This is a genomic window from Lactobacillus sp. UMNPBX19 (assembly GCF_002553805.1).
Lineage (GTDB): Bacteria > Bacillota > Bacilli > Lactobacillales > Lactobacillaceae > Lactobacillus.
Genome location: NZ_PCYR01000005.1, coordinates 1 through 24,490 on the forward strand (window position 1 = coordinate 1; position 24,490 = coordinate 24,490).

Here is a 24,490-nt window from a genome sequence, read left to right on the forward strand (position 1 = left end):
AAAGGAAATCATCGTTCTTTTTTCATGTCTTAGGAATTAGTTTTTTCCCAGACACTTTAATTTTGGAGAATGTAAATGAATATAAAATAGTTATTTAATGTGTTACTTATTATTTACCATAATTTTCTACAGCCTCTTTTGCTAATCGGTCTGCTTCTTCGTTATATTTAACGTTAGTATGAGCAGAAACCTTATGGAAAACAAGTTTCATATGCTTACTTGTTTCTTTAATTAGATTATAATATTTTACCCTAAGATCATTTTTTCCCTTATCATTCTTTTTATTAATATGAACGTTGTATCCGTAAGCCCAGCCAACAAGTCCGGCATAATCAAAGTAGATATCTAAACGTTTAAAGCCTTTACTGCGAGCCCATTCAATTCCTTTTTCAATAGCTTTAATTTCACCGGCAACATTTCTCATACCTTCAGGAGCACAAGTATCATTTTTAGGCTCTTTATGATCCTTAGTAATCTCAATCCAGCCAGCGCCGGCTATGTCCTTATTGACATCTTCCATATAACTACCATCTGTCGCAATGATAGCTTCATCATCAGTTAAAGAAGCAATACGGTCCTCAATTTCCTTATTAACTGCTTCGTTGTCGTCTGGATCAATGTCGCTTTCTTCAATATAGCCTTGATTAATAAAATCATTGGCTTCCTTTTCTGTGTTAAAGACTTTATAAATAAGACTAGATTTACTTTGAAATTCAGTTTTTATATTGTCCCATTCTTCATGACGTACATCAGTTTTACCTGTATTCGCATCAATCATCGCATAATATCTTTTAACCATATATTTATACCTCTTATTAAAAAAGAAATAATTAGATTAATTACCAACGATCATCGTGTTTATAGATTGGTACATATCTCGTAACCACTTTGGTTTTCTGCTTCGGCTCCTCTTTAGTATCTGTATCACCAAACAGAGTTCCAAAAATCATTATGAATAATCCTGCAATTACCCAAAATGCGATAAAGCACAGCAATTTAAAGGTGCACCAAATGAATGCTGCAACTTTTCCTTTTTTTGTTTTTGCTTTTCTGAATCTATCATACATATACTAATTACGTCTTCTCTTCTTATCTGAAACTAATGAACCTAAACCAATTGAAGCTAATGATAATCCTGCAAGTGCAGCGAAAATACTTACCTTATCATCAACACTAGTTTGTGGCAATGCATGCTTAGTGTTGTTAACAGTAGGCTTTACAGTAGCTGCTTGAGCTTTATTACTATTACTCATTGGAGCTGCTACAACAGCATCCAAAGCTTGGTTAATTTGAGCATCGAATGCTTTACGTGCAGCTGCTTCATGAACTTGCTTATTATTATTGATAATCTTAGTATTAGCAGCAATTCTGTTAGTAAGTGTCTTAATAGTAGCTTGAGACTTAGTAATAGTCTTATCTAAATCTTGAACTTTATTATCTAACTTAGTAACTTCAGCTTTAGCAGTCTTGTAGTCAGCTTCAGCCTTGTCATATGCTGCTTGAGCCTTTTGTACGGCTTCTTTCTTTTCGCTAACTACTTTATCTGCAGCTGAAATTTGATCAATCAAGTCTTTATGAGTATTTACGTAGTTGTCATAATCGGCTTGTGCTTTATCTAAGTTAGCTTTGGCAGCAGTTTGAGCAGTCTTAGCATCTGCTAACTTAACCTTTAAGTCATCTATTTGCTTATTAGCAGCATCTAGATCTTGATTAATGCGAGCTAATTCTGCTTTGTGTTGGTTAAGAATAGTTTCAGCTGAATTCTTATCCTTATTAGCTGCGTCTAGATCATTATTTAACTTCTCTAATTGAGATTTAGTGTTGTTGTAATCATTAATTACAGCAGCGTGATCTTGCTTATAAGTTGCTAAATCTTGAGCTATATCATCTTTAGCCTTAAGTAATGCAGGGTAAGCAGCTTGTAAGTCATTAATACGTTTAGTAGTGTCAACAATTTGATGTTCAACATTTTGCTTATCATTCTTAGCATTAGCTAACTTAGTTGACAAATCATTAATAGATTTAGTTAAAACATTTACTTTAGCTTGTGATTGATTGATATGATCAGTTAATGATTTAATTTGATTATCTAAGTCATTCTTTTGACTAATTAATGAGTTCACATCGTTTTGCGCTTGATCATATGCTTGTTGAGCTTTAACAGGATCAGTTGCAGTAGTCAATTCAATATTGTCGTTAACGTTAAATTTACTTGGATCCTTGATAAACTCATTTTCATGCCAAATTGAATCAATTATATCAGGAACACTAATATAGTGAATCAAAATAATATCTGGTGAACTTGACTGCATATCTATACTAATCGCACTATAAGTTGTAGTTTGACCTTTATTTCCTAGAGATTCTTGTGGCATATAATAAAATGACAACATAGCACCAGCATGTAACCACTCATTATCATGAAAATTAAAAATCATTCCTTTAATATCATCATAAATATGGTTTTTCAAAGAATCCATATCATCTCGCTGATGCCTATAATCATCAGCTGAGTGGGAATAACTTTCAACATGATATGCACCATACGGATCATAGTCGGTTACTGCCTCATACGGAGCTTGTGTGCTGAAATTTTCTCGACCTAATAATTCATACCAATTATTTGCATCATTTAATCCATATTTTCTTGCTGCGGCCGTAATCGCTTTAACATCATGACCACCACCATTGCGCAAACTATTTGTATTATTTGTGCGATAATTATTAGCCACGTCATTAGCAAATTTCATTGCACTTCTATTTAGAATCCGTGGCTTATTTCCTAATTGTGCGCGTGCTTGATTAATAAGATTTAGAGCGAATTTATTAATTTCTAATTGTTCTTCTGCTGTCAAATTATTAAGGTCAACCATATGCTTTTTATCTTTTTCATTAGATTTATAGTGATTTAACTTCCATCCGTCTATTGAAGCAGCATACATTTCTTTAGTGAATTGATCATCATTAAAATTCTTACGATCTTCATTAGAAATATAGTCCCATTTCTTTGCTGCTTTAATATAAGAATCTGGTAAAATCATTACATTTTGAGCTGATTCTCTAATTTGATCTAATGCACTCTTAGCTTCATCACGTTTGGCAGTAGCTTGTGATAACTTGCTATTAACATCATTAGCTTGCTTAGTTACATCATTTAACTTGTTTTGACTTTGGCTAATATCATTATTGACGTTAGCTAAATCTTTATTTGAGATTTCTAATTTAGCTTGAGTATCATTAACAGTTTTAGCTAAATCATTATCTTTAGTTTGTAAGTCAGATAAGGTCTTTTTACTTTGATTTAAATCAGTTTCATTTTGCTTTAAATCATTTTCTGCCTTAGCACTAGCTGATTCTTTAGCGTTCAATTCACCTTGAATTTGGTTATAGTCTTTTTGAACATTGTTAAATTTGTCTTGAGCTTGCTTTGCTTGTGCAGTCAATTCATTGACATGCGTATTAACATTATTCAATGTTTCAGTATTAGCCTTAACTTCACTTTCAGCATTAGTTCTTTGACCAATCAAATCAGTTTGCTTATTTTGTGCAGTTTGAACTTGACCTTCAAGATTTTGTACCTTTTGATCAGCTTGAGTCTTAGCAGCTTGTGCGGATTTTACATTGTTTTCATATGAACTATCATATTGTTTTGTTAAATCTTCTTGCTTAGTTTGTGCGTGAGTTAACTCACTCTTAGCATTATCTAAGTTAGATTTAGCAGTTTGCATTGCTTCTTGTTTTGCTGGCAGAGTAGCTTCAGTTTGAGTCTTTTGACTTTCAACTTGTGCTTTATCTGCTTGAGCTTGTTTTACTTGATCTTGAGTTTTAACAATATCAGACTTATCTTGAGCAATTTGTTTAGTTGCGGCTTTATCTTGAGCTGTGGCTTTTTGTTCTGCTTTATTATTTAAATTAGCATTGCTATCAGCATTAACTTTTTGAACTTCAGCTGCCTTAACTGTCGTAGTCTTAGCACCTGCGATTGATCCTGCAGCTACTACTGCTGCAGAAACATACATCAATTTATCTTTGTTCTTCATTGATACATCCTCCGTTTTATTAAATAACTGAGTTCAACCCTAATAGGTCGATACGAACCTAGTTTAACCCCCCCCATTTTGAGTTTTGTCAATGCTTTCACAAGAAAATAAATTACAACACAAAAAGCTGCCTATCGTTTGATAGACAGCTTTTAATTTAAACAAATTTTTATTCTTCGCTTAAACCTTGGTAATAGTTATATACTTCTTGACCAGCAATACTTCCTTCACCGACAGCAGTTGCAATTTGACGAAGTTCTTTTGCTCGAACATCACCCAAAGCAAAGACCCCATCAACTTTAGTACGCATATGATCATCAGTTAAGATCCAGCCTTGTTCATCAGTAATGCCTAAATCTCTAAAAGCATCCGTTTGTGGTTGAATACCAACATAAATAAATACACCAGCTACTTTAACTTCTTTTTCTTCACCAGTTTCTTTGTCCTTATATTTCACACCAGTTACTTTATTGCCATCTCCGACAATTTCTTCAGTTTGAGCATTCCAGATAAACTTCATCTTATCATTTTCGAAAGCTTTCTTTTGTAATTTAGCTTTTGCACGAAGTTGATCACGCCGATGGATAACCGTGACTGACTTAGCAGACTGTGCCAAATATAGCCCCTCTTGAATAGCTGAATCTCCGCCACCAATTACAGCTACATCTTCATCTCTAAAGAAAGCCGCGTCACAAACAGCACAATATGATACACCTTTTCCAGCATATTCTTCTTCACCGAGAACTCCAAGATGCTTATGAACTGCACCAGTAGCAATAACTACTGCACCAGCTTCGTATTCACCTGAATCAGTTTTAACAATCTTCTTACCACCATCCTGTACAATACTCTGTACATCGCCATAAGCAAATTCAGCTCCAGCATTTGTAGCAGTTTGATACATCTTTTCGCCTAATTCAGGTCCTTGAATATCAACAAAACCAGGATAATTATCAATGCCAGCAGTATTATTCATTTGGCCGCCATAAATACCACGATCCAAAATAACTACTTTCAAATTAGCTCGAGCGGCATATAAAGCAGCAGTTAAACCACCAGGGCCTGCTCCAATTACAATTACATCGTAATTTTTTTTCTCAGCCATATTCTAGCCTCTATTCTTACTTTTTATAAGTATATATTACTATGAACAAATAAAAATTGCAATCTTTTTGCTTATAGTTGAATTTCTGGCTTAGGATTTCTTCCCATCATTGTCTTAATTTCTTGATCTACATCGGCATTTTCATATAAAACACGATAAATAGCTTCACTAATTGGCATATCAATATTCTTTTCTTCTGCTAATTCATGTACTGCCTTAACAGTCGTAGCACCTTCGACAACTTGGCCCATATGATCTAAAACATAATCAAGGCTCTTTCCTTCTCCAATTTGCTTACCTGCACGCCAATTACGAGAATTTTGAGAAGTTGCTGTTACAATTAAATCACCAATTCCTGAAAGACCTGAAAAAGTCATTGGTTTTGCGCCGAAGTATTTAACTCCTAAACGAGTAATTTCAGCTAAGCCTCTAGTCATTAAAGCAGCTTTTGCATCATCACCATATCCTTTACCAACTAAGATACCTGCAGCGATTGCAATAACATTTTTCACTGCTCCACCTACTTCAACTCCCACTAAATCATTATTAGTGTAGAAACGGACATAGTTATTTGAAAATATCTTTTGTACTCTCTTAGCATTTTCTTCACTAGTAGATGCACAAGCAATTGCAGTTAAATCCTTTTGAGCAACATTTTCAGCATGACTAGGGCCTGAAATAGCTACTATTTTTTCACTATCATTTGGATAAACTTCCTCAGTTAAAATATCTGAAATTAGTTTTTTACTTCCTGGTTCAATTCCTTTAGTTGCAGTTACCAATAAAGGAGTAGCGCCAGTTTTATCTAATATTTTACGTACATTTTTAGCAACAATACGAACTGCTTTAGTTGGTAAAACAAATAAAACAATTTCGGCACCATCCAATGCTTTTTCTAAATCTCCAGTAGCGGGCACATTCGGATTAAGTTTCCAATCTTTCATGTAGTGAGTATTAGTATGATGTTCATTAATTTCTTGGTTAACACTATCAATGTTTCCATATAATACTACATCATTTCCGTTATCAGCTAACATTGAACCAAGAACAGAACCCCATGAACCATTACCTAAAACTGCAATCTTTGCCATTTTTTTACTCAAACTTTCTATAAAAAATTATTTCTTTCAATCTCTATTATACGGGTATTTTAAACCGCTGCCAGTTAAATACCACTTTGGCTTTACAACTTTACGACGATAAATCCAAAGAATAATTGCGCCAAAAAACAAAATCAAGCTCAATGCTTGTGAAACTCTAATTGTATTAGCAATGTATAAACTATCCGTTCTCATCCCTTCAACAAAGAAACGAACAGCGGAATACCAAATTACATAACTTAAAAATATTTCTCCACGCTTAAAAAGATGTTTTCTATGACGTAAACTCAAAATTAAAATTAAGCCAATTAAATTTAATGTCGACTCATACAAATAAGTCGGTTGGTAATATGAACCATTAATATACATTTGCTGAATAATGAAATGTGGCAAATGTAGACTTTCTAGAAAGGATAAAGTGGTTTTAGCACCATGCGCTTCTTGATTCATAAAATTACCCCACCGAGCAATTACCTGCGCAGCCATTACACCTGGAGCTATGATATCAAGCATTAGAAATGGCAGTAGCATTCGTTGATGACAAAAAATCAACAACACTATTAGTCCAGCGATCAAACCACCATAAATAGCAATACCACCATTCCAAATAGCAATTATTTGGTCGGGATGTTGAGAAAAATAGCCCCATTCAAAAACTACATAATATATTCGAGCACCAATAAAACCAATCGGAACTGCCCAAAGGAGGAAGTCAATGAAGTCATCAGGCATAATATGCCTTTTCTTTCCTTCATTAATTGCCATTAAAGTTGCTACTAAAACTCCCGTAGCCATTAAAATACCATACCACTTAACTTGAAGCGGGCCCAGATTAAAAGCTACAGGATTTAAAACTAAACTCATTTCCTGCTTTCACCCTCGTCTTTTTTAGAATGGTCTGAAATTAATTCAGTTAGATTTTGTTCAAATTTTTGGCTAGCATCATAGCCCATTTTCTTAGCTCTGAAATTCATAGCTGCTACTTCAATAATAATAGCCAGATTTCGTCCCACTTTAACTGGAACAGTTACTTGCGGTACATCTACTTCAAAAATTTCACGCGTCTTTTCATTAAATCCTAGGCGATCATAATTGGCTTTTGGATCCCAATTTTGCAAACAAATTATCAATTGAATTTCAGTACTGTCTTTAACTGCTCCAGCACCAAAAAGATTCATCACATCAATAATTCCAATTCCGCGAATCTCCATTAAATGCTTTAAGATCTTAGGAGCTTCTCCCACTACCGTCTTATCATCTTTTTGGTAAACATCAACTCGATCATCCGCAATTAAACGGTGTCCCCGTTTAACTAAGTCTAGGGCTGTTTCTGACTTACCAACACCAGAATTTCCAATGATCAATACACCCATTCCATAGATTTCTACTAAAACACCGTGAATACTCTTTCGAGGTGCAAGTTTTTCATCTAGAAATTGAGTAATGACACTTGATAAATGTGTTGTAGCCATATTACTCGAGAGAACAGGTATATTTTCTTTCTCAGCTGCTTCAAGCATCTCTGACGGAATTGGTAAACCTCGTGACACAACGAAACAAGGAGTTTCTGGAGCTGCCATTTTGGTAAATACTCGCTCACGCAAATCATGATCTAGTCGTGCACTATAAGAAATTTCTGTTCTTCCTAGCAATTGAATTCTATTTTTAGGATAAAAATCAAAATAACCTGTTAATTCTAAACCTGGACGTGAAATATCAGAAGTATCAATTAACTTTTGATCCAGATATTCCTTTCCTTCAACCACTCTAAATGAAGGAAGATCTTTTACTAATTCACTGACTTTAACTGCTTCAACCATTTTTGTTATCCTCTTTATCTTCTACATCTTTGACTGAAACATTTCGTGCTTTCTTTCGCTTTTGATTATTAGTGGATGGCTGCACTGGATTATGGCTATCAGTTTTTTCTGTATCTTTTTTGTTACCAGAAAACTTAGCCAGTAGCCAAATAATCAAAGCAACAATTATAGCAACAGGTAACAAGCCAATAAAGAATTTAAATATTGAAAATAAAATACTTAAAATCACTAAAGCAGCTAATACCAATATTAAAATAGTTACAAATCCCATAGATCTTTTCCTTAAACTTTAATTCGGATTTTTTTGGCTCAATAGCCACTGTAAATAAGCATAAATAAAATTATCTAATTTTCCATCCATTACACCATTTACATCACTGGTTTCAAAATTAGTCCGATGATCTTTTACCATATTGTAAGGATGAAAAACATAAGAGCGAATTTGAGAACCAAAGCCAATTTCTTTTTGATTACCTTTAAGTTCTTCGGTCTGCTTTCTTTTCTTCTCTTCTTCTAGCTGGAATAACTTTGCCCGTAACATATTCATTGCAGTTTCTCTATTTTGCAATTGGGATCGCTGAGCCTGCGATGAGGTAACAATACCAGTAGGTAAGTGGGTAATTCGAACTGCACTAGAAGTCTTATTAATATGCTGACCTCCAGCACCACTTGAACGATAAACGTCAATTCTTAAATCATCTGGATTAATATCAACCTCAATACTTTGATCAATCTCTGGTATTACTTCTACAGAAGCAAAAGATGTATGCCGTCTTTTTGCCGAATCAAAAGGAGATATTCTTACTAATCTATGAACACCATTTTCAGATTTAAGTAATCCAAAAGCATTTTTTCCTTGAATCCGGATGCTTACACTTTTAACACCAGCTTCTTCACCAGGCTCATAATCTTCAATTTCAAATTTCAAATCATGACTAGCTGCATAGCGTTGATACATTCTTAAAAGCATATCAGCCCAATCCATGGCCTCAGTACCACCAGCACCAGGATGGATTTCCATTAAAGCATTATGTTGATCATACTTATCTGATAACAATAATGATAATTCATAATCATGAAAACTTTGTGATAATGACACCATTTCTTCAGATAGTTCTTCACTCAATTCAGGGTCTGGATCTGCTTTAAGTAATTCTAAAGCAGTTTGAGCATCATCGAATTTTGCTTCAAGTTGCTTAAAGTTTTCACTTTTTTCCTTCATTCGATTAGTATCATTAATTAAGCTTTGTGCTTGTTCTTGATTATCCCAAAAACCTGGCTCTGCCATTTTTTGCTCATTAATCGCAATACCTTCATTTAATGAATCGAAGTCAAAGAGACCTCCTGAAATGCTCTAACTTAGGACTAAGATCATTTAATTCTGCTTGAATTTCACTAATCTCCATTTTTATTTTCCTCACATTATAAAATTAATTTTTACTTAATAATAGCAAAAAAGAGAGACATTATCTGCCTCCCTTTATTTTTATCGACTAATGTTTTGTCTTATTTGAGCCTTCATAAATAGACGGGTGGCATCAAATTCGATATTACTGATCATTTCTTCAAACATTCTATAGCCCGCTTCTTGATATTCAACTAATGGATTTAATTGTCCATATCCTCTTAGACTAATAGATTGTCGTAATTGATCCATCGCATCGATATGATCAGTCCAGCGTTCATCTACAACACGTAAGATAACAACTTTCTCAAATTCTAACATTTGTTCAGGATCAGCAAGTTGTTTTTCTTTTTCAGCGTAATTATCTTCTGCAATCTGATAAAGGCGCTTCTTAAGTTCTTCCGCACTTAAGTGCTTCATATTAAGCTTTTTCGTAGTTTCTTCATCGGTAATAGCAGATGAAATAAAATCTCTTAATTGATCATTACGCCAATCTTTTTTGTCGCCTTGGGTATACATATCAATCTGATGATCAATAGTCCGCTTAATCATTGGCATTAAAACAGGTTTCAATGATTTATCTTCAGAAATAACCTGCATTCTTTCCCCGTAAATAATTTCACGTTGCGTACGCATAACATCATCGTATTGCAAAGTTTGCTTACGAGTATCGTAGTTGTTACCTTCAACACGCTTTTGAGCTGATTCAACTTGCTTAGTAATCATACGTGATTCAATGACTTTGTCGTCATCATTATCAGATATTCGATCAAGGAATAATTTTACTCGATCTCCACCAAAACGCTTCATCAAATCATCTTCTAAAGATAGATAAAATCTTGTTACACCAGGATCACCCTGTCGACCAGATCTACCACGAAGCTGATTATCAATACGGCGAGATTCATGACGCTCAGTACCAATAACAGCTAGACCGCCTAATTCTTTAACACCTGGCCCTAATTTAATATCAGTACCACGACCAGCCATGTTAGTAGCAATTGTAACTGCTCCTCTTTGACCAGCATTCATAATGATCTCTGCTTCTTTAGCATGGTTTTTTGCATTCAAAACTGCATGTGGGATACCTGCTTGGTTAAGCATTTGGCTTAAACGTTCAGAACTTTCAATAGCAACAGTACCAACCAATACCGGCTGTCCTTTGGCGTGACGCTCTTTAATTTCCTTTACTACAGCTTCAAATTTAGAATCTAAGGTTGGATATAAAATATCCGGTAAGTCTTTACGAGCAATAGGACGGTTAGTTGGAATAGTGATTACTTCCATGTTATAGATCTCACGAAATTCTTCTTCTTCCGTCTTAGCTGTACCTGTCATACCTGCGAGCTTTTTATACATTCTAAAGAAGTTCTGGTAAGTGATAGTCGCTTGAGTTTTAGACTCTTCTTGAATCTTAACCCCTTCTTTTGCCTCAATTGCTTGGTGAAGTCCATCAGAATAGCGACGACCTTCCATTACACGTCCGGTGAAAGAATCGACAATCATAACTTCGCCATTTTGAACTACATAATCAATGTCTTTCAACATAATGTAGTTAGCTCTTAACGCTTGATCAATATGGTGAACTAAAACTTGGTTATCAATGTCATACAAATTCTTCAAACCAAAGTGTTCACAAGCTTTTTTAATTCCTTGATTGGTCAAATTAATTGTTTTGGTTGGCCAATCAATCTTGTAGTCACCATGGTCTTCTTCATCATCTACATCGTCATCACTTTTATCTTCAACTAAGGTTTTAACAAAACGATCAGCACGAATATACTCACTGTTTGCTTGCTCTGCTTGTCCAGAAATAATTAATGGTGTTCTAGCTTCATCAATTAAGATTGAGTCAACCTCATCGATAATTGCATAGTTAAGTGGACGTTGAACCATTTGATCTTTGTAGACAACCATATTGTCTCTTAAATAATCAAATCCTAATTCTGAGTTCGTTGAATAAGTAACGTCACAATTATAAGCATCTCTTTTTTCATCTGCAGACATCGAATTAAGGTTTAAACCTACAGATAAACCGAGCCACTTATATAATTGCCCCATTTCACTTTCATCACGGCTAGACAGGTATTCATTAACTGTTACCACATGAACACCTTTCCCCGTTAAAGCATTTAAATAAACTGGCAAAGTAGCAGTTAAGGTCTTACCTTCCCCAGTCATCATTTCGGCGATATTACCATAATGAAGCGCAATACCACCAATAATTTGAACACGGAAAGGATATAATCCTAAAACTCTTTTTGCACCTTCACGTGCTGTAGCAAATGCTTCTGGTAGAATATCGTCTAACGTTTCACCATTTTCTAAACGCTTACGGAATTCTGGTGTCTTTGCTTGGAGTTGCTCATCAGATAATTTTTCGTACTCGTCTCCTAAAGATTCTACCTTAGTTGCTAATTTTTCAAATTTCTTTAATTCTCTTCTATCGTTATCGTAAATTTTTTTAAGAATATTAGCCATTTAATCGGTCCTTAAATTTAAATTTTGTGCACAAATCTAAAATAATACTATGTAATTTTAACATTAATTTGGAAAAATGAGAAATCTACTATTGCAAGAAAAAGCCTCTTAAGCTTATCGCTGCTCAAGAGACTCTTAATTTATAAGATTGTTTTAATTATTCGTTAGTTTCAATCAAGCCATAACGACCATCATTTCTGCGATATACAATACTTGTTCCATTTGTATCTGCATCTTCAAAAACAAAGAAATCATGGCCCAACAAGTCCATTTGTAAAACCGCTTCTTCTGCACTCATTGGCTTCAAATCCAAATGCTTGTTACGAACAATATCAAATTCTTTAGGTGCTTTCTTTTCTTCTTCTAGGTCTTCATAGAAGAAATCTTTTAAGCCCTTCTCACGACTCTTTCTGTTAATACGAGTCTTGTATTTTCTGATTTGACGTTCTAGTTTTTCAGAAACAAAGTCAATACTCTTGTACATATCATCAGTTGTGTCTTCCGCACGTAAAACTAGGTATGGAAGTGGGATTGTTACTTCCACCTTAGCAGTGTGATCTGGATAAACCTTTAAATTGATATGAGCAATTACATCAGAATTAATTTCGAAGTACTTTTCGAGCTTATTCAATCTCTTTTGAACATAATCTCTTAAGGCATCAGTAACTTCGACATTTTCTCCACGAACATTGTATTTTAACATTGTAGATTCTCCTTCCAACATCTTATGACGTTTTTTCTTACACATTTAGTATAGCAAATTGTAAGCGGTTTTACTAATGATTTATCTGCTAATTGTAAAACTATTTATTTTACAATTAGGATAAACTTCTAAAAGAGCATCTCGTGCATGATACAGGGTTCTACCGGTCGTATAAATATCATCTAGCAATAAAATTTTTCCACTAACATTTTTATTATCGATAGCCGAAAAGGTTTGCTTAGTTAATAACCGTTCCTCCCTATTCTTTTCTCCCTGGGCTTTCTCCGTATCTGCCTTAACTAATAATTTCGTTAAAGGAACTAACTTTTGATAAATAGCGCAAACTGTATCAAATCCTCTCTTTTCTAGATGACTGGGCGAACTCGGAACTGGAACATAATAATCAGCTGCTGGCAACTGATCAATTAATTCAGCTAAGACATGACACAAAATATAATCTCCATATCTTTTGTACCGTACCATAACATCATGAAACGTATCATTATATTGATATAAAGAACGATTGTCTAACAAATTGCCTACATATTTCTGCTTCCACTGTAGACAATCATTACATAGTCCCTCTGTATTTATTTCTTTATTACAACCTGAACATATTTTTCCTTTCTTTTTAACAAACTTTTTTAGACATTCAGAACAAGTATATCTTTCCTTGTACTTAACAAATAAAAACAATTTTTCATAGTTTATCTCTCTGCAAAAAGAAGAGTGACACAATAAACAATTATTCACTTATTCATCATCCTAATCTGTTTCATCGCTTGTCGGATATTTTTTGTATATTTGTGATAACAAAATAAAACTAGCCCATCTCTGTCATCTGCACTTCTTCCTACTCGACCTGCAATCTGAACTAGACTTGGAGTATTGTAAATTGGATCATCTGCCGCAATTACAATTACTTGAACATGTTTAAAAGTTACTCCTCTTTCTAAAATCGTTGTTGTTAGTAAAATATCAATTTCTTGATTACGAAATCTAGCGACTTTACTTTGCCTTTCTTTGTCACCCGCATATACACTCACGATCTTTTTCTCTTTAAAAACAGTAGTCAAATGTTTCTTATATACGGGCAAATCTTTGATTCTCGGAACAAATACCAGAAGAGGTTTGTTCAGATTTATAATTCTCCTAATCTGCTTAATCAGAACAGGATGAACTTTTCCTTTATTAGAAATAAAAGGTTTAAAGAAATATTTTTCTTTCGGTACAGGTAGTAATCCCTTATGAAATCTTCTCTTCAGCAAAGAATAATTAATTACCTTACCTTTAGCCTGTTTTAGCAATTTTTCATCTGGAGTCGCAGTTAGAAAAAATGTACATCCCTTTTCTTTTACAGCATTTTCAGCTGCAAAATGAAGCATTTTATTTTCATAAAAGGGAAAAGAGTCTACTTCATCAATCACAATCAAATCAAAGGCTTGGTAAAATTTTAAAAGTTGATGTGTTGTACATATGATAAATTGCTCGTCTTTTGCATCATGATATTCACGTCCATGGTATTTTCCAATTTCCACATTTTCAAATGCTGCTTGAAAGCGGGGAAATAATTCATCAACTACGTCAATTCGAGGCGTAGCAATTGCTATTCGGAAACCATTTTTTAAAACTTCTTCTACTACTTTAAAAAGCATCTCTGTCTTACCGGCTCCAGTTACTGCATGAATTAAATGATTTCGTCGTTCTTTAAAGGAATTAACTAACTCATTAGAGATCAACTCCTGTTGATCAGTTAATTTTCCCTGCCAACTTAGTGGAGTAACTATTTTAGGATAAGTACTTTTTTCAATGTTTCTTTCTAAATTCTTCTCTTCACTTATTCTTCCAACCCCAATACATTCTCGGCAATATAAATATCCATTAGGTAATGTTGCATCTGCTTTAGTGTTACATCGTTGGCATAAACCATTTATCATTGCAGGAACTTTTGTCGTCTTACTATTTATGTTATGGTTATTTTGACTATCTATTCATTGGCGTCCTTTTAATTCACTCATCAATATCACCCTATATTAATTACGCAGTTGGAGGCGATTTTTTGTCATCAAAACAACTAAACTATTTAACAATCAGTAAATCGGGTCAACATGAGATAGTTATCAAAAAAAGTAGATTCATCTGCTCGTTAGCTCGTACTAAAACAGTGGAAGAAGCCCAAACATTTATTGAGCAAATTTCTAAAAAATATCATGATGCAACTCACAATACATATGCTTATACTTTAGGATTAAATGATAATCAAGTTAAGGCCAGTGATAATGGTGAACCTTCCGGAACAGCAGGTATCCCTGAACTAAAAGCTCTGCAATTAATGAAATTAAAAGATGTGACTGCTGTAGTCACAAGATATTTTGGCGGCATTAAGTTGGGAGCTGGTGGATTAATCCGCGCTTATTCAAATTCTGTAACTGAAGCTGCTCAAAATATTGGTGTTGTAAAATGCGTCATGCAGCAATTAATTGAATTTACAATTCCTTATAATCGACTTGATGAGGTTAATCACTATTTAAATGAAAATAAAATTCTCATTGATAATCAAATATATACTACTGATGTAACAATCCAAATTTTCCTAGATCTAGGTCAAATCACTCAAGTTGAAGAGGATCTAATTAATTTATTATCGGGAAAAGTAGATTTCAAGAAAATAGACCAAAGATTTAATGAAATTCCTGTTACTAATTTAAATTTCCATGAACAATAAAAAAGATTTACGTTGTTTTAACGTAAATCTTTTTTATTTGTATTCTTTTTATTTAATCGTCTCACTTTTACTTCAGGATCTGCACGCTCCATTTTATTAATAGTGTGTTGCAGAAAATGCAGAAGTGGTTTATATTTTTCGCCTAATAATCCGATCGTTTCAACAAAAAGCTCAACTGCGAATAACAGACCTAAAATTAATAACCAGATCCCCCAGCGAGGAGACACTAATGAAAGCAATGAGACAAAAGAAAAAATAAGTGAAATTCCATAAATAGCTAACACAGTTTGACGATGAGATAATCCCATTCGCATTAATTGATGATGCAAGTGATGTTTATCAGCTTGAGATATATTTTTTTTATTTAATTTTCGCCTAATCATTGCATAAACTGTATCAGTAATTGGAACACCCAAAATAAGAATTGGAACTAATAATGACACAAAAGTTACATTCTTTAATCCTTTTAACGATAGGACGGAAATCATAAAACCAATATATAAAGCACCTGTATCTCCCAAAAATATCTTCGCAGGATGAAAATTATAAGGTAAAAAGCCCAATAAACAAGCTGCTAACATAATACACATAATTGGAACATAGTGTTGCCAACTCTTTAAAAAGAAGAAACCAACAATTCCCATTGTTACAAGGGAAATTAAGGTAACACCGGTAGCTAAACCATCTAAACCATCAATAAGATTGACAGCATTTGTTAAGGCAAGAATCCAAAAAATGGTAAGGGGAAAACTCCACCAACCTAGTTGAATATGGCCTAAAAATGGCAAGCTTAACTCTCTTACTTTAATTCCAGCTAAGAAATATACAACCAGGGATGCAACAAAAATCCCAAACATTTTTTGTCTCGGTTTTAATTCTAAAATATCATCAATCAAACCAGTTAAGATAATAACACTGGATGCCAATAATACTGAAAAAAGTTCATGAGTCGGAAAATCCTTCCGTAATAAGACAAATTCTCCAATATTAAAAGCTACGAATATTGCTAATCCACCAATAGTAGGCATTGGCTTTTTATTGATGCGACGAGCATTTGGATTATCAACTGCACCTAACACAAAAGCTAATTCTCTAATAAAAGGAGTTATAGCAGCAGTAATAATTACTAATAAGAATATTTTAACAATTGTTTGAAACATAACAATCTACTTTCTTAAACTTCTCTTTTTCATTATACCTACACCCCAATATAAACACAATAAAGCGGTAAACAAAAAAGACGAATCTTAAAGATTCGTCTTTACTTAGCTATTGCAACAGCACGTTTTTCTCGAATAACCGTAACCTTAATGTTACCAGGATATTCCATATCTTGTTCAATTTGATTTCTAATATCATGAGCAAGAATAGTAGTACGAGCATCTGAGATCTTATCTGGCTCAACCATTACCCTTATCTCACGTCCTGCTTGAATTGCATATGCTTGTTTTACACCAATGTGTCCCTTTGCAATCGTTTCCAGTTGTTCTAATCGACGAATATAGTTTTCTAGAGATTCGCTTCTAGCACCTGGTCGAGCTGAAGAAATCGTATCAGCAGCTACAACTAATTCTGCAATAAAGGATAACTTAGGAACATCATCATGGTGAGCAGCAATTGCATTCACAACCAAATCTGGTTCATGATACTTTCGTGCAAGTTCAACACCAATTTCTACATGGGAACCCTCAATTTCATGATCAATTGACTTCCCAATATCGTGTAATAATCCTGCGCGTACCGCTATTTTTTCGTCTAAACCAAGTTCAGCAGCCATTACGCCTGTTAATTTACCCACTTCAATAGAATGAGATAAAACATTTTGTCCATAAGACGTACGATACTTTAAGCGTCCTAAAATCTTTACCAATTCTGGATGCATCTTATGAATACCAAGTTCCATTAAGGCACTTTCACCAGCTTCGTAAATATCATCATTTACTTCTTTACGAGCACGATCAACCATTTCTTCTATCCGCGCTGGATGAATTCGGCCATCTTTAATTAAACGCTCCAATGCTCTCTTTGCAATTTCACGTCTAATTGGGTCAAAGCCACTTAAGACCACTACATCTGGAGTATCATCAATAATTACATCTACACCAGTTAAAGCCTCAAATGAGCGAATATTTCTACCTTCACGGCCGATGATACGACCTTTCATATCATCACTTGGTAAATTAACAACTGAAACAGTTTTTTCAGAAACTGTATCGGCTGCACTACTTTGAATTGCATCTACAATTACTTTACGAGCAAAATGATCGGCTTTTGCCTTAGCAAGTTGATTACTTTCTTCAATCATTTCTGCTCTTTCCTTAACCAATTGGTCTGAAAGTTTATCTAAAACGATCTTTTTAGCATCTTCTTGATTCAACTCTGCAACTTCATAGAGCTTTTTCTCTCGCTCGGTCACTAATTGATCGGCTCTATTTTCTTTTTCTAGAACTTGAGCCTGCAATTTTTTAATTTGGTTTTCTTTCTGTGTGAGTTGTGAATCTTTTTGATCCAACAAACTATCTTTATGATCAATAGCATCTTCACGTTGCAGTAAGCGACTTTCTTGTCTAGAAACCTCTTGACGTCGTTCATTAAGTTCATTATCTACTCTTTCGCGATAATGATGAATTTCTTCTTGTGCTTCCAGAATTTTTTCTTTTTTTGCATCTGCTGCAGCTTTCTTCATTGCTTCTTTTTGTGAAGCAAGCTCAGCTTCTACAGCTTTAGCTTTACTTTCTGCATCTGCCAAGATGTGTTTTGCATCATGGGCTGCATTCTGTGCTTGAGTTTCCCACTTGTTTTTACGGATACTATAGCCAGCACAACCTCCAACTAAGACAGAAACAATAGCGACAGCAACAGGAACTAAAATTGTATTTACCATATTTTTACTATCGCCTTTTTTATAGAATTATTTCACACATTATTAATAATAAAAGTATCCGGAAGTGATGTCAATCATACAAAAAACCTTGGCCTCTAAAAGCCAAGGTTTAACTGTATCTGTCGATTATTTTTTTTCACTTTTTTCATCGGAAGCATCTTTGTTTACTGGTACTTCCTTGTCTTGTTTTACCTTTTCAGGATTTTCCCGTTCTTCAATTGCTTTAGCATCAATTCCATAAGCTTCACGAACTTTTTCTTTTACTTCTTCGTAAACATCAGGATGCTCTTCTAGATATTGCTTAGCATTCTCGCGGCCTTGTCCAATGCGATCATCCCCATATGAATACCACGAGCCAGCTTTCTTAATGATATCTTTATCAGCAGCCATATCAATTAACTCACCAGTTTGAGAAATACCTTTCCCATACATGATATCGACTTCTGCCACTTTAAATGGAGGAGCAACTTTATTTTTTACAACCTTTAATTTAACTCGGTTACCAATTACGTCTGATCCTTGTTTAATTTGTTCTGCTCTACGTACTTCTAATCTAATCGTAGAGTAAAACTTCAAAGCACGTCCACCAGGAGTAGTTTCTGGATTTCCAAACATAACTCCAACTTTTTCACGAATTTGGTTAATGAAAATAGCAATAGTTTTAGTTTTAGAGATATTTCCTGAGAGTTTACGTAAAGCCTGACTCATTAATCTGGCTTGCAAACCAACATGTGAATCTCCCATGTCACCGTCAATTTCGGCTCTTGGTACTAACGCAGCCACGGAATCCACAACCAAGATATCAATTGCACCACTCGCAATAAGCGTATCTGCAATTTGCAAACCTTCTTCACCAGTGTTTGGTTGAGATAAAATTAAGGAATCAATATCAACACCTAATGCTTCGGCATAAGCAGGATCCATCGCATTTTCCGCATCGATATAAGCTGCCGTTCCTCCACGCTTCTGAACTTCTGCAACAGCATGAAGAGCCACAGTTGTTTTACCAGAACTTTCTGGTCCATATACTTCAATAATTCGTCCACGAGGATAGCCACCAACTCCAAGAGCTGCATCTAAAGCTAGTGAACCGGAAGGAATAGTGGAAATTTGAGTGTCTACTTTTTCACCCATGCGCATCACTGCGCCTTTTCCAAAGTCTTTTTCAATCTTTTTTAAGGCAATGTCTAAAGCCTTCTTTTTATCATCTTTAGCCAAATCTCTTCCTCCTTATTCCATTTATAATAATTATACTTGGTTTGACTACCTAAAAGCAAGAAAAATACGAACTAGCGTTCAATATTATGTTTCTCTACTTTTTATTACGCATTTTTTATTAATTTTTTTCAAAAAAAAGAAGCATCTCTGCTTCTTTTAATCTTAAATTTCACCTTTAAATACATCACCGCTTTGCTTAAAGTAATCGTAACCAGAGTAAATAGTAAAGATTAAGCAAATGTACAATAAGATTGTACCAATATAGTACACATCACCAAGCAATAAGAAAATAATCGAGAGCATCTGAGTCGTAGTTTTAATTTTACCTGGCATTTTTGCTGCTAAAACTTGGCCTTTATTTTCAGCCAAAATCAAACGTAAACCAGTGACGGCTAATTCACGACAAACAATGATAGCTACTACCCATGCAGGCGCTAAATTTAATGAAATTAAAAATACAAAAGCTGTCATCGTTAGCATTTTATCTGCTAATGGATCAGCAAATTTTCCGAAGTTGGTAACTAAGTTTCTTGAACGAGCAATATGTCCATCCAAAAAATCAGTTATTGATGCCACCGCAAAAATTACAGCTGCTAACACATGAGACCAATAAATATGTGCTCCTAGGAAAGTTGCCCCGCCTGCTGGCCAATTAAAAATTAAGACTAGCATAAAAACTGGAATCATAAAAATTCTAAACATAGTTAATTTATTTGGTAAATTCATTAACGGTTACTTTGACCTCCATTATTTTGGGTAGTATTAGTTTGACCTTGTGTGTTCTGCGTATTTTGCGTATTGTTTTGAGTAGTTTGGCCATTTTGTGTATTTTTATTTTGTTGGTTTTGTTGTGTTTGATTATTTACATTATTAGTTGAACTTTGAGTAGTTGCACTACTTTGACGAGTACTACTACTTTGGCTACTTTGATTACTATGTCCAGCAAATGTAAATCTAATTGTCATTGGTGAAGCTGGATTAGTTGCATTATGTGCATTTACCTTCTTACCGGCTAAAGTCAAAGTAGTTGATACACTGTTCCCCATTTGTACAGAAACATTGTTTACATTTTCTGGTAATTGAACTGAGTGCTTCTCATTAGCTTTCAAAGTTCCTTGCCAAACAGAAGAACCATTTACTAAAATTTGTGCCCAAACATCATCCTTAGTGGTTCCTAAAGTTAAAGTTCGGTCACTCTTCAATCCACTAACACGGTAACTATTATTACCTAAACTAGAAATTTTAACTTCTGAGGTTGTAGTTTTTGGAGTTGATTTCTTCTTTGATGAAGCTTTAGATTTTGAAGATTTGATATGAGAAGAAATGGTTACATTCTCAGCTTGATTTGCTGACTGTTGATTAGTTCCAGTAAAGAAGCGAGTGTAAACAATATAAACTACTAGAATTACTAGAACAACACCAACTACTGTTGCAATTTGAGGTAAATAGTTACGCCATAGTCCTTTACGACTATTAGTCGTCTCTTTAATTCTTTCGCTCTTATTGTCGATTGAATTTTCAACATATTCTTCTGGTTTTGCTTCAGGTACTTCAGATTTATAATCTGCTAATAATTCCTTGCCGTTAAGACCAACAACATCAGCAAATTGTCTAATAAAGGCTCTAACGTAAAAATCTCCCGGTAATTGATCAAAATCATCATTTTCAATTGCTGTAAGATATCGACGCTGAATCTTAGTTATTTTTTCTACATCTTCAATTGACATGCCCTTTGCCTTACGAGCACTGCGTAATTTATCTCCAATATCTGCCATAATATCCTCTCAACTTTTTGCAATAATTCAAATATGAGTATACCAAACTAATCGACCATTAAACAAGCCAGCCACCATCGACATAAATAGTTTGTCCAGTTAAATAGTCTGAACGTTCATCAAGCAAATTTTCTACCCAAAAAGATATATCCTTCGGATCTGCCAATCTTCCTGCAGGAATTTCATTTTTAACTTCGTTTAAAGTCTCAGCATCAAAAATTGCATTCATTGGTGTATCAACTGCTCCAGGAGCAATCACATTTACAGTTAAATTAGTCGATGCTACCTCACGTGCATACCCTTGTACAAAGCTTGATAATCCACCTTTACTGGCACTATACACACTCTCTAGCGCACTTGCTTGTCCTCCATACACAGATCCAATAAATATTACTCGGCCATGTGCCTGCTTTAAAAGCCGGGATTCTAAAAGGGAAGTTATCTTTATCGGGGCTAATAAGTTAATTTGGATAATCTTCTCAATTTCATCTAATTCTTGACTTCCAAGAAATTGATAATTAGTGATTCCTTGTGTAAAAATCACAGCACTTATTGGTAAGAGATTTGATACTATTTTTTTAATCACATCATCTTCAGCCAAAAAATTTAATTTTAATGAAAAAAATTCTTGGTCTGGATATTTTCCAATGAATTCCTGTACCATTTTACCGGCTTCTTGTTGGTTATGATTGTAATGAATATATAAAGACCAGCCATTTTCAGCCATATTTTCTGCAATAGCTCTTCCTATTCCACCAGTTGCTCCGAAAATTATTGCACGCTTCATTTAGTTAGCTTCCTCTTTACCTTTTAAAGTTGTAGTAAATATATCACTTTTATCCAATATATTTTCAACAGCTGTATAAAATTCATTAAAACTTAAAGATTGAATTGCCTGAGATGCTGAATTAAAACTATCATTTTCAAGTCCATATTCTGCTTCTTCAATAGCAATTGTACTAAGATCATCAAATTCTCTAATAGTCTGTGCCAATGCTTCCTTTTTTTGAAATACAAAGGCCTCTTCCGTGACTGGAACTTCCAAAAGTTGGCTCTTAATATTCTTTAAAAACAAATCTGGTTTACTTGAAGCGCCGATAATTGTAGCAAAATTACCCGCAGTAGTATATGAGACCTGCAGCTCCATCGGTGAATTTAAAATACCTTGTTTTTGCATCTTTTCAAACCAAGGACTAGTTACTCCTAACTTTGCTTGGAGCATCATTTCAAAAATACTTTGTGCTGTGCTATTCCTTAAACCTACTTTTTTAAAGTCAGGTAGTTTTATTCCTATACCGACCCTAGACGTAATTAAATCGGATGCAATAATTTTATTATGCTGTTTTTGAGAATTTACAATGGATAATTTTTTAGGTGTAACTTTTTTAGAAATTAAATATTTACTCTCAAGTTTCCCTACCTCACGTAAAATTTCTTTAGTTTGGTTTTCGCTGAATCCCCCACAAGCAACAAATTCCATCCGGCAACTAACATAGTTATTGTCATAAATTTCTTGTAAAATTTCTGGCGTCATTTTTTTCAAACTAGATTTTGTACCGGTTAAATCTTCTGCCAAACTTGTTTTCGGAAACATCATTTGCATTAACTCATAATTCACTTGCCAATTAGGGTCGTCTTGGTACATCGCTAATTCTTGAGCAATAATTTTTGATTCTTTAGTAACATTATTTTTAGTAAAATACGTTGTTCCAACTAATTCAAAAATTAACGGTAAAACCTGACGCCAATGTTCAGTAAAGCTAGCGTAAAACATCGTTTCATTATACGTAGTAAATGCATTTGTAGAAGCTCCAATTTCTTCAAATCGTTGAGAAATGTCGCCACTTTTCTTAGTAAATAATTTATGTTCTAAAAAATGAGCTCCACCACATAATTTTTGAGGATCACTACCACCAAAATCTACAATTATTCCCATAAACTTTTGTGCAAAAAGTGGTCTTCTAATTACTTTTGCCCGAAATCCAGATTTGTAGTCTCTAGTTGTTACATCTAATTTTTTCATTTTAAACAATAGCTTTCGTTAAAGTATAATTTTTGACTAAATTCAACCAATTTATCTATCTTGAAGTGATCAACATCAGCAATTCTCTGTACAAAAGTATAGTCACGCCCTCTTAGAGCATTGGCTAGCATCTGAATCAAAATCAAATCTTGCCTATCAGTACTAATTTGGTAGTTACGCTTTAAGGCAGACTTAGCCTTAGAGAAAATTCCTTCATCCACTTTTCCATCTTGCACTGCTTTTACACCCATTTTAATTGCTTTAGAAGCAGCTGCTATTTTATCTTTAGAAATTCCTGTACTAATTAAAAATAGAGAATTATTGAGATAATTAGTCGCATCAATCGCATATGCTGCTCCTAGTTTTTTTCTAACTTCAGTAAAGAGCTTAGACGATTCATCCCCAGCAAGATATTCTCCTAAAAATAATCCGCCAAATTGTTTTAGATATATTGGAAGAGATTGATCATACCCATATCCAATTAAAAGCTGGGCTTGTTCACTCTTAAACTGTATCTCTCTTTCAATTGGATTTTCTTCTGCAGGAAGAGACAATGTAGAAACTACAAAATCATCAAAATAGCCAGGCCAATCAAGTTGTGTTTGAACTAAGTCAGTTAAACTATCGGGATCTTGTGCTTGTCCTAAACAAAAAGCTGGAGCATTTTTCAACGTATTAAAAAATGACTTAATTTCTTCTAAACTAGCGTTTTTGAGTGTCTTTTCATCCCCAAAAACACTATCTTGGTAACTAGGCATATTTCGATACCAGGTATTAAAAAATCCGCTTAAAGAAACATTCGCTGGCAACTCATAATATTGTTTTCTTTCTTGTTCGAGCTGCCTTTTTGCTAATTCTAATAATTGACAATCAAAAAGAGGTTCTTTTACCACCTTAAAGAAAGCATCCATTATTACTTCATAATTATAGTCCGGATCTAAGATTTCACGTGGTTCAACGAAATTTATAGTATAAAAAACTACGATTTGATTTCCAAATACTTCAGGAAAAACTTGCAAACTCGTATTATAAAGATTAGAAAAAGTTTTTGCCTGTAAGTTTATACCCGGAAATTCTTTAGTGGCATTGCTCTGCATGTAAGCTAAGATATTTGCTAATGCCAGTGTTTTTTTATCTAAAGGTAAACGTAAAAAACAGCCCAACGTGGCTGTTTTAAATTTTAAATTATGGTCAATTCTAATATTTGTCAT

At 34.2% G+C, this 24,490-nt stretch carries 21 protein-coding genes; 1 reads left to right on the plus strand and 20 read right to left on the minus strand.

Features of this window, described 5'->3' with window-relative positions; translation table 11 throughout:
- Positions 1–109: 109 nt before the first annotated feature.
- The 12 genes from CP370_RS02375 to CP370_RS02435 all read right to left on the minus strand — a co-directional run bounded on the left by CP370_RS02375 (position 110) and on the right by CP370_RS02435 (position 14,591).
- Complete coding sequence (locus CP370_RS02375) at positions 110–799, minus strand: RNase H family protein (protein ID WP_087712810.1); 690 nt, start codon at positions 797–799, stop codon at positions 110–112.
- Positions 800–1,070: 271 nt separating this feature from the next.
- A complete protein-coding gene (locus tag CP370_RS02385; protein ID WP_087712808.1) occupies positions 1,071–4,040 on the minus strand; it encodes an SEC10/PgrA surface exclusion domain-containing protein in 2,970 nt (989 codons plus the stop codon).
- 169 nt (positions 4,041–4,209) lie between these two features.
- Complete coding sequence (gene trxB, locus CP370_RS02390; RefSeq protein WP_087712807.1) at positions 4,210–5,145, minus strand: thioredoxin-disulfide reductase; 936 nt, start codon at positions 5,143–5,145, stop codon at positions 4,210–4,212.
- A 71-nt stretch (positions 5,146–5,216) separates the two neighbouring features.
- Positions 5,217–6,236, minus strand: coding sequence for an NAD(P)H-dependent glycerol-3-phosphate dehydrogenase (locus CP370_RS02395; protein WP_087712806.1), 1,020 nt, complete (start codon positions 6,234–6,236; stop codon positions 5,217–5,219).
- Positions 6,237–6,272: 36 nt separating this feature from the next.
- Positions 6,273–7,109, minus strand: coding sequence for a prolipoprotein diacylglyceryl transferase (lgt, locus tag CP370_RS02400; RefSeq protein ID WP_087712805.1), 837 nt, complete (start codon positions 7,107–7,109; stop codon positions 6,273–6,275).
- The gene (gene hprK / locus CP370_RS02405; protein WP_087712804.1) at positions 7,106–8,065 is read right to left on the minus strand and encodes an HPr(Ser) kinase/phosphatase; all 960 of its coding nucleotides are present in this window, start codon (positions 8,063–8,065) and stop codon (positions 7,106–7,108) included. The genes lgt and hprK overlap by 4 nt, the downstream gene beginning before the upstream one ends.
- Positions 8,058–8,336, minus strand: a complete 279-nt coding sequence (locus CP370_RS02410; protein ID WP_004897721.1) for a hypothetical protein — start codon at positions 8,334–8,336, stop codon at positions 8,058–8,060. The genes hprK and CP370_RS02410 overlap by 8 nt, the downstream gene beginning before the upstream one ends.
- Positions 8,337–8,354: 18 nt before the next feature.
- Positions 8,355–9,471 (minus strand): peptide chain release factor 2 gene (gene prfB, locus CP370_RS02415; RefSeq protein ID WP_098043176.1). Its coding sequence is split into 2 segments (ribosomal slippage): positions 8,355–9,398 and positions 9,400–9,471, totalling 1,116 coding nucleotides; the frame shifts between segments, so codons are not numbered across the junction.
- A gap of 80 nt (positions 9,472–9,551) precedes the next feature.
- Positions 9,552–11,951, minus strand: a complete 2,400-nt coding sequence (gene secA, locus CP370_RS02420; protein ID WP_004893881.1) for a preprotein translocase subunit SecA — start codon at positions 11,949–11,951, stop codon at positions 9,552–9,554.
- Positions 11,952–12,108: 157 nt separating this feature from the next.
- Positions 12,109–12,654 (minus strand): ribosome hibernation-promoting factor, HPF/YfiA family, encoded by a 546-nt coding sequence (hpf, locus tag CP370_RS02425; protein WP_004897724.1) that lies wholly within the window; start codon positions 12,652–12,654, stop codon positions 12,109–12,111.
- Between the two features lie 81 nt (positions 12,655–12,735).
- Positions 12,736–13,407 carry a ComF family protein gene (locus CP370_RS02430; protein ID WP_012846454.1) on the minus strand — a complete coding sequence of 224 codons (672 nt, stop codon included), beginning with the start codon at positions 13,405–13,407 and terminating at the stop codon, positions 12,736–12,738.
- Positions 13,404–14,591: a DEAD/DEAH box helicase family protein gene (locus CP370_RS02435; RefSeq protein ID WP_087712803.1), complete on the minus strand. Its 1,188-nt coding sequence runs from the start codon at positions 14,589–14,591 to the stop codon at positions 13,404–13,406. The genes CP370_RS02430 and CP370_RS02435 overlap by 4 nt, the downstream gene beginning before the upstream one ends.
- Before the next feature lie 122 nt (positions 14,592–14,713).
- Here CP370_RS02435 and CP370_RS02440 point away from each other — a divergent pair, with 122 nt between their 5' ends.
- Positions 14,714–15,379 carry a YigZ family protein gene (locus tag CP370_RS02440; protein ID WP_087712802.1) on the plus strand — a complete coding sequence of 222 codons (666 nt, stop codon included), beginning with the start codon at positions 14,714–14,716 and terminating at the stop codon, positions 15,377–15,379.
- Positions 15,380–15,396: 17 nt separating this feature from the next.
- On the opposite strand, the gene CP370_RS02445 is transcribed toward CP370_RS02440, so the two are convergent.
- The 8 genes from CP370_RS02445 to CP370_RS02480 form a co-directional block, all read right to left on the minus strand.
- Positions 15,397–16,539: a glycosyltransferase family 4 protein gene (locus CP370_RS02445; protein WP_012846457.1), complete on the minus strand. Its 1,143-nt coding sequence runs from the start codon at positions 16,537–16,539 to the stop codon at positions 15,397–15,399.
- A gap of 101 nt (positions 16,540–16,640) precedes the next feature.
- Positions 16,641–18,263, minus strand: coding sequence for a ribonuclease Y (gene rny / locus CP370_RS02450; RefSeq protein ID WP_012846458.1), 1,623 nt, complete (start codon positions 18,261–18,263; stop codon positions 16,641–16,643).
- A 126-nt stretch (positions 18,264–18,389) separates the two neighbouring features.
- Positions 18,390–19,481: a recombinase RecA gene (gene recA / locus CP370_RS02455; protein ID WP_087283951.1), complete on the minus strand. Its 1,092-nt coding sequence runs from the start codon at positions 19,479–19,481 to the stop codon at positions 18,390–18,392.
- Between the two features lie 162 nt (positions 19,482–19,643).
- Entirely contained in the window at positions 19,644–20,207 is a 564-nt protein-coding gene (gene pgsA / locus CP370_RS02460; protein ID WP_004893865.1) for a CDP-diacylglycerol--glycerol-3-phosphate 3-phosphatidyltransferase, read from the minus strand.
- Positions 20,207–21,256, minus strand: coding sequence for a RodZ family helix-turn-helix domain-containing protein (locus tag CP370_RS02465; RefSeq protein WP_087283948.1), 1,050 nt, complete (start codon positions 21,254–21,256; stop codon positions 20,207–20,209). Before CP370_RS02465 ends, pgsA begins: the two co-directional genes overlap by 1 nt.
- Positions 21,257–21,314: 58 nt before the next feature.
- Complete coding sequence (gene ymfI / locus CP370_RS02470) at positions 21,315–22,043, minus strand: elongation factor P 5-aminopentanone reductase (protein ID WP_087283945.1); 729 nt, start codon at positions 22,041–22,043, stop codon at positions 21,315–21,317.
- Entirely contained in the window at positions 22,044–23,279 is a 1,236-nt protein-coding gene (locus CP370_RS02475) for a pitrilysin family protein (protein WP_087283942.1), read from the minus strand.
- Positions 23,276–24,490, minus strand: coding sequence for a pitrilysin family protein (locus CP370_RS02480; RefSeq protein WP_012846464.1), 1,215 nt, complete (start codon positions 24,488–24,490; stop codon positions 23,276–23,278). The genes CP370_RS02475 and CP370_RS02480 overlap by 4 nt, the downstream gene beginning before the upstream one ends.

Coding starts and splice junctions, on each gene's coding strand:
- CP370_RS02375 (WP_087712810.1), bottom strand. CDS start 799: ATGGTTAAAAGATATTATGCGATGATTGATGCGAATACAGGTAAAACT.
- rny (WP_012846458.1), bottom strand. CDS start 18,263: ATGGTAAATACAATTTTAGTTCCTGTTGCTGTCGCTATTGTTTCTGTC.
- secA (WP_004893881.1), bottom strand. CDS start 11,951: ATGGCTAATATTCTTAAAAAAATTTACGATAACGATAGAAGAGAATTA.
- lgt (WP_087712805.1), bottom strand. CDS start 7,109: ATGAGTTTAGTTTTAAATCCTGTAGCTTTTAATCTGGGCCCGCTTCAA.
- CP370_RS02445 (WP_012846457.1), bottom strand. CDS start 16,539: ATGTTTCAAACAATTGTTAAAATATTCTTATTAGTAATTATTACTGCT.
- CP370_RS02480 (WP_012846464.1), bottom strand. CDS start 24,490: ATGACAAATATTAGAATTGACCATAATTTAAAATTTAAAACAGCCACG.
- CP370_RS02465 (WP_087283948.1), bottom strand. CDS start 21,256: ATGGCAGATATTGGAGATAAATTACGCAGTGCTCGTAAGGCAAAGGGC.
- CP370_RS02435 (WP_087712803.1), bottom strand. CDS start 14,591: ATGATAAATGGTTTATGCCAACGATGTAACACTAAAGCAGATGCAACA.
- pgsA (WP_004893865.1), bottom strand. CDS start 20,207: ATGAATTTACCAAATAAATTAACTATGTTTAGAATTTTTATGATTCCA.
- CP370_RS02475 (WP_087283942.1), bottom strand. CDS start 23,279: ATGAAAAAATTAGATGTAACAACTAGAGACTACAAATCTGGATTTCGG.
- hpf (WP_004897724.1), bottom strand. CDS start 12,654: ATGTTAAAATACAATGTTCGTGGAGAAAATGTCGAAGTTACTGATGCC.
- CP370_RS02410 (WP_004897721.1), bottom strand. CDS start 8,336: ATGGGATTTGTAACTATTTTAATATTGGTATTAGCTGCTTTAGTGATT.
- ymfI (WP_087283945.1), bottom strand. CDS start 22,043: ATGAAGCGTGCAATAATTTTCGGAGCAACTGGTGGAATAGGAAGAGCT.
- hprK (WP_087712804.1), bottom strand. CDS start 8,065: ATGGTTGAAGCAGTTAAAGTCAGTGAATTAGTAAAAGATCTTCCTTCA.
- trxB (WP_087712807.1), bottom strand. CDS start 5,145: ATGGCTGAGAAAAAAAATTACGATGTAATTGTAATTGGAGCAGGCCCT.
- CP370_RS02385 (WP_087712808.1), bottom strand. CDS start 4,040: ATGAAGAACAAAGATAAATTGATGTATGTTTCTGCAGCAGTAGTAGCT.
- CP370_RS02395 (WP_087712806.1), bottom strand. CDS start 6,236: ATGGCAAAGATTGCAGTTTTAGGTAATGGTTCATGGGGTTCTGTTCTT.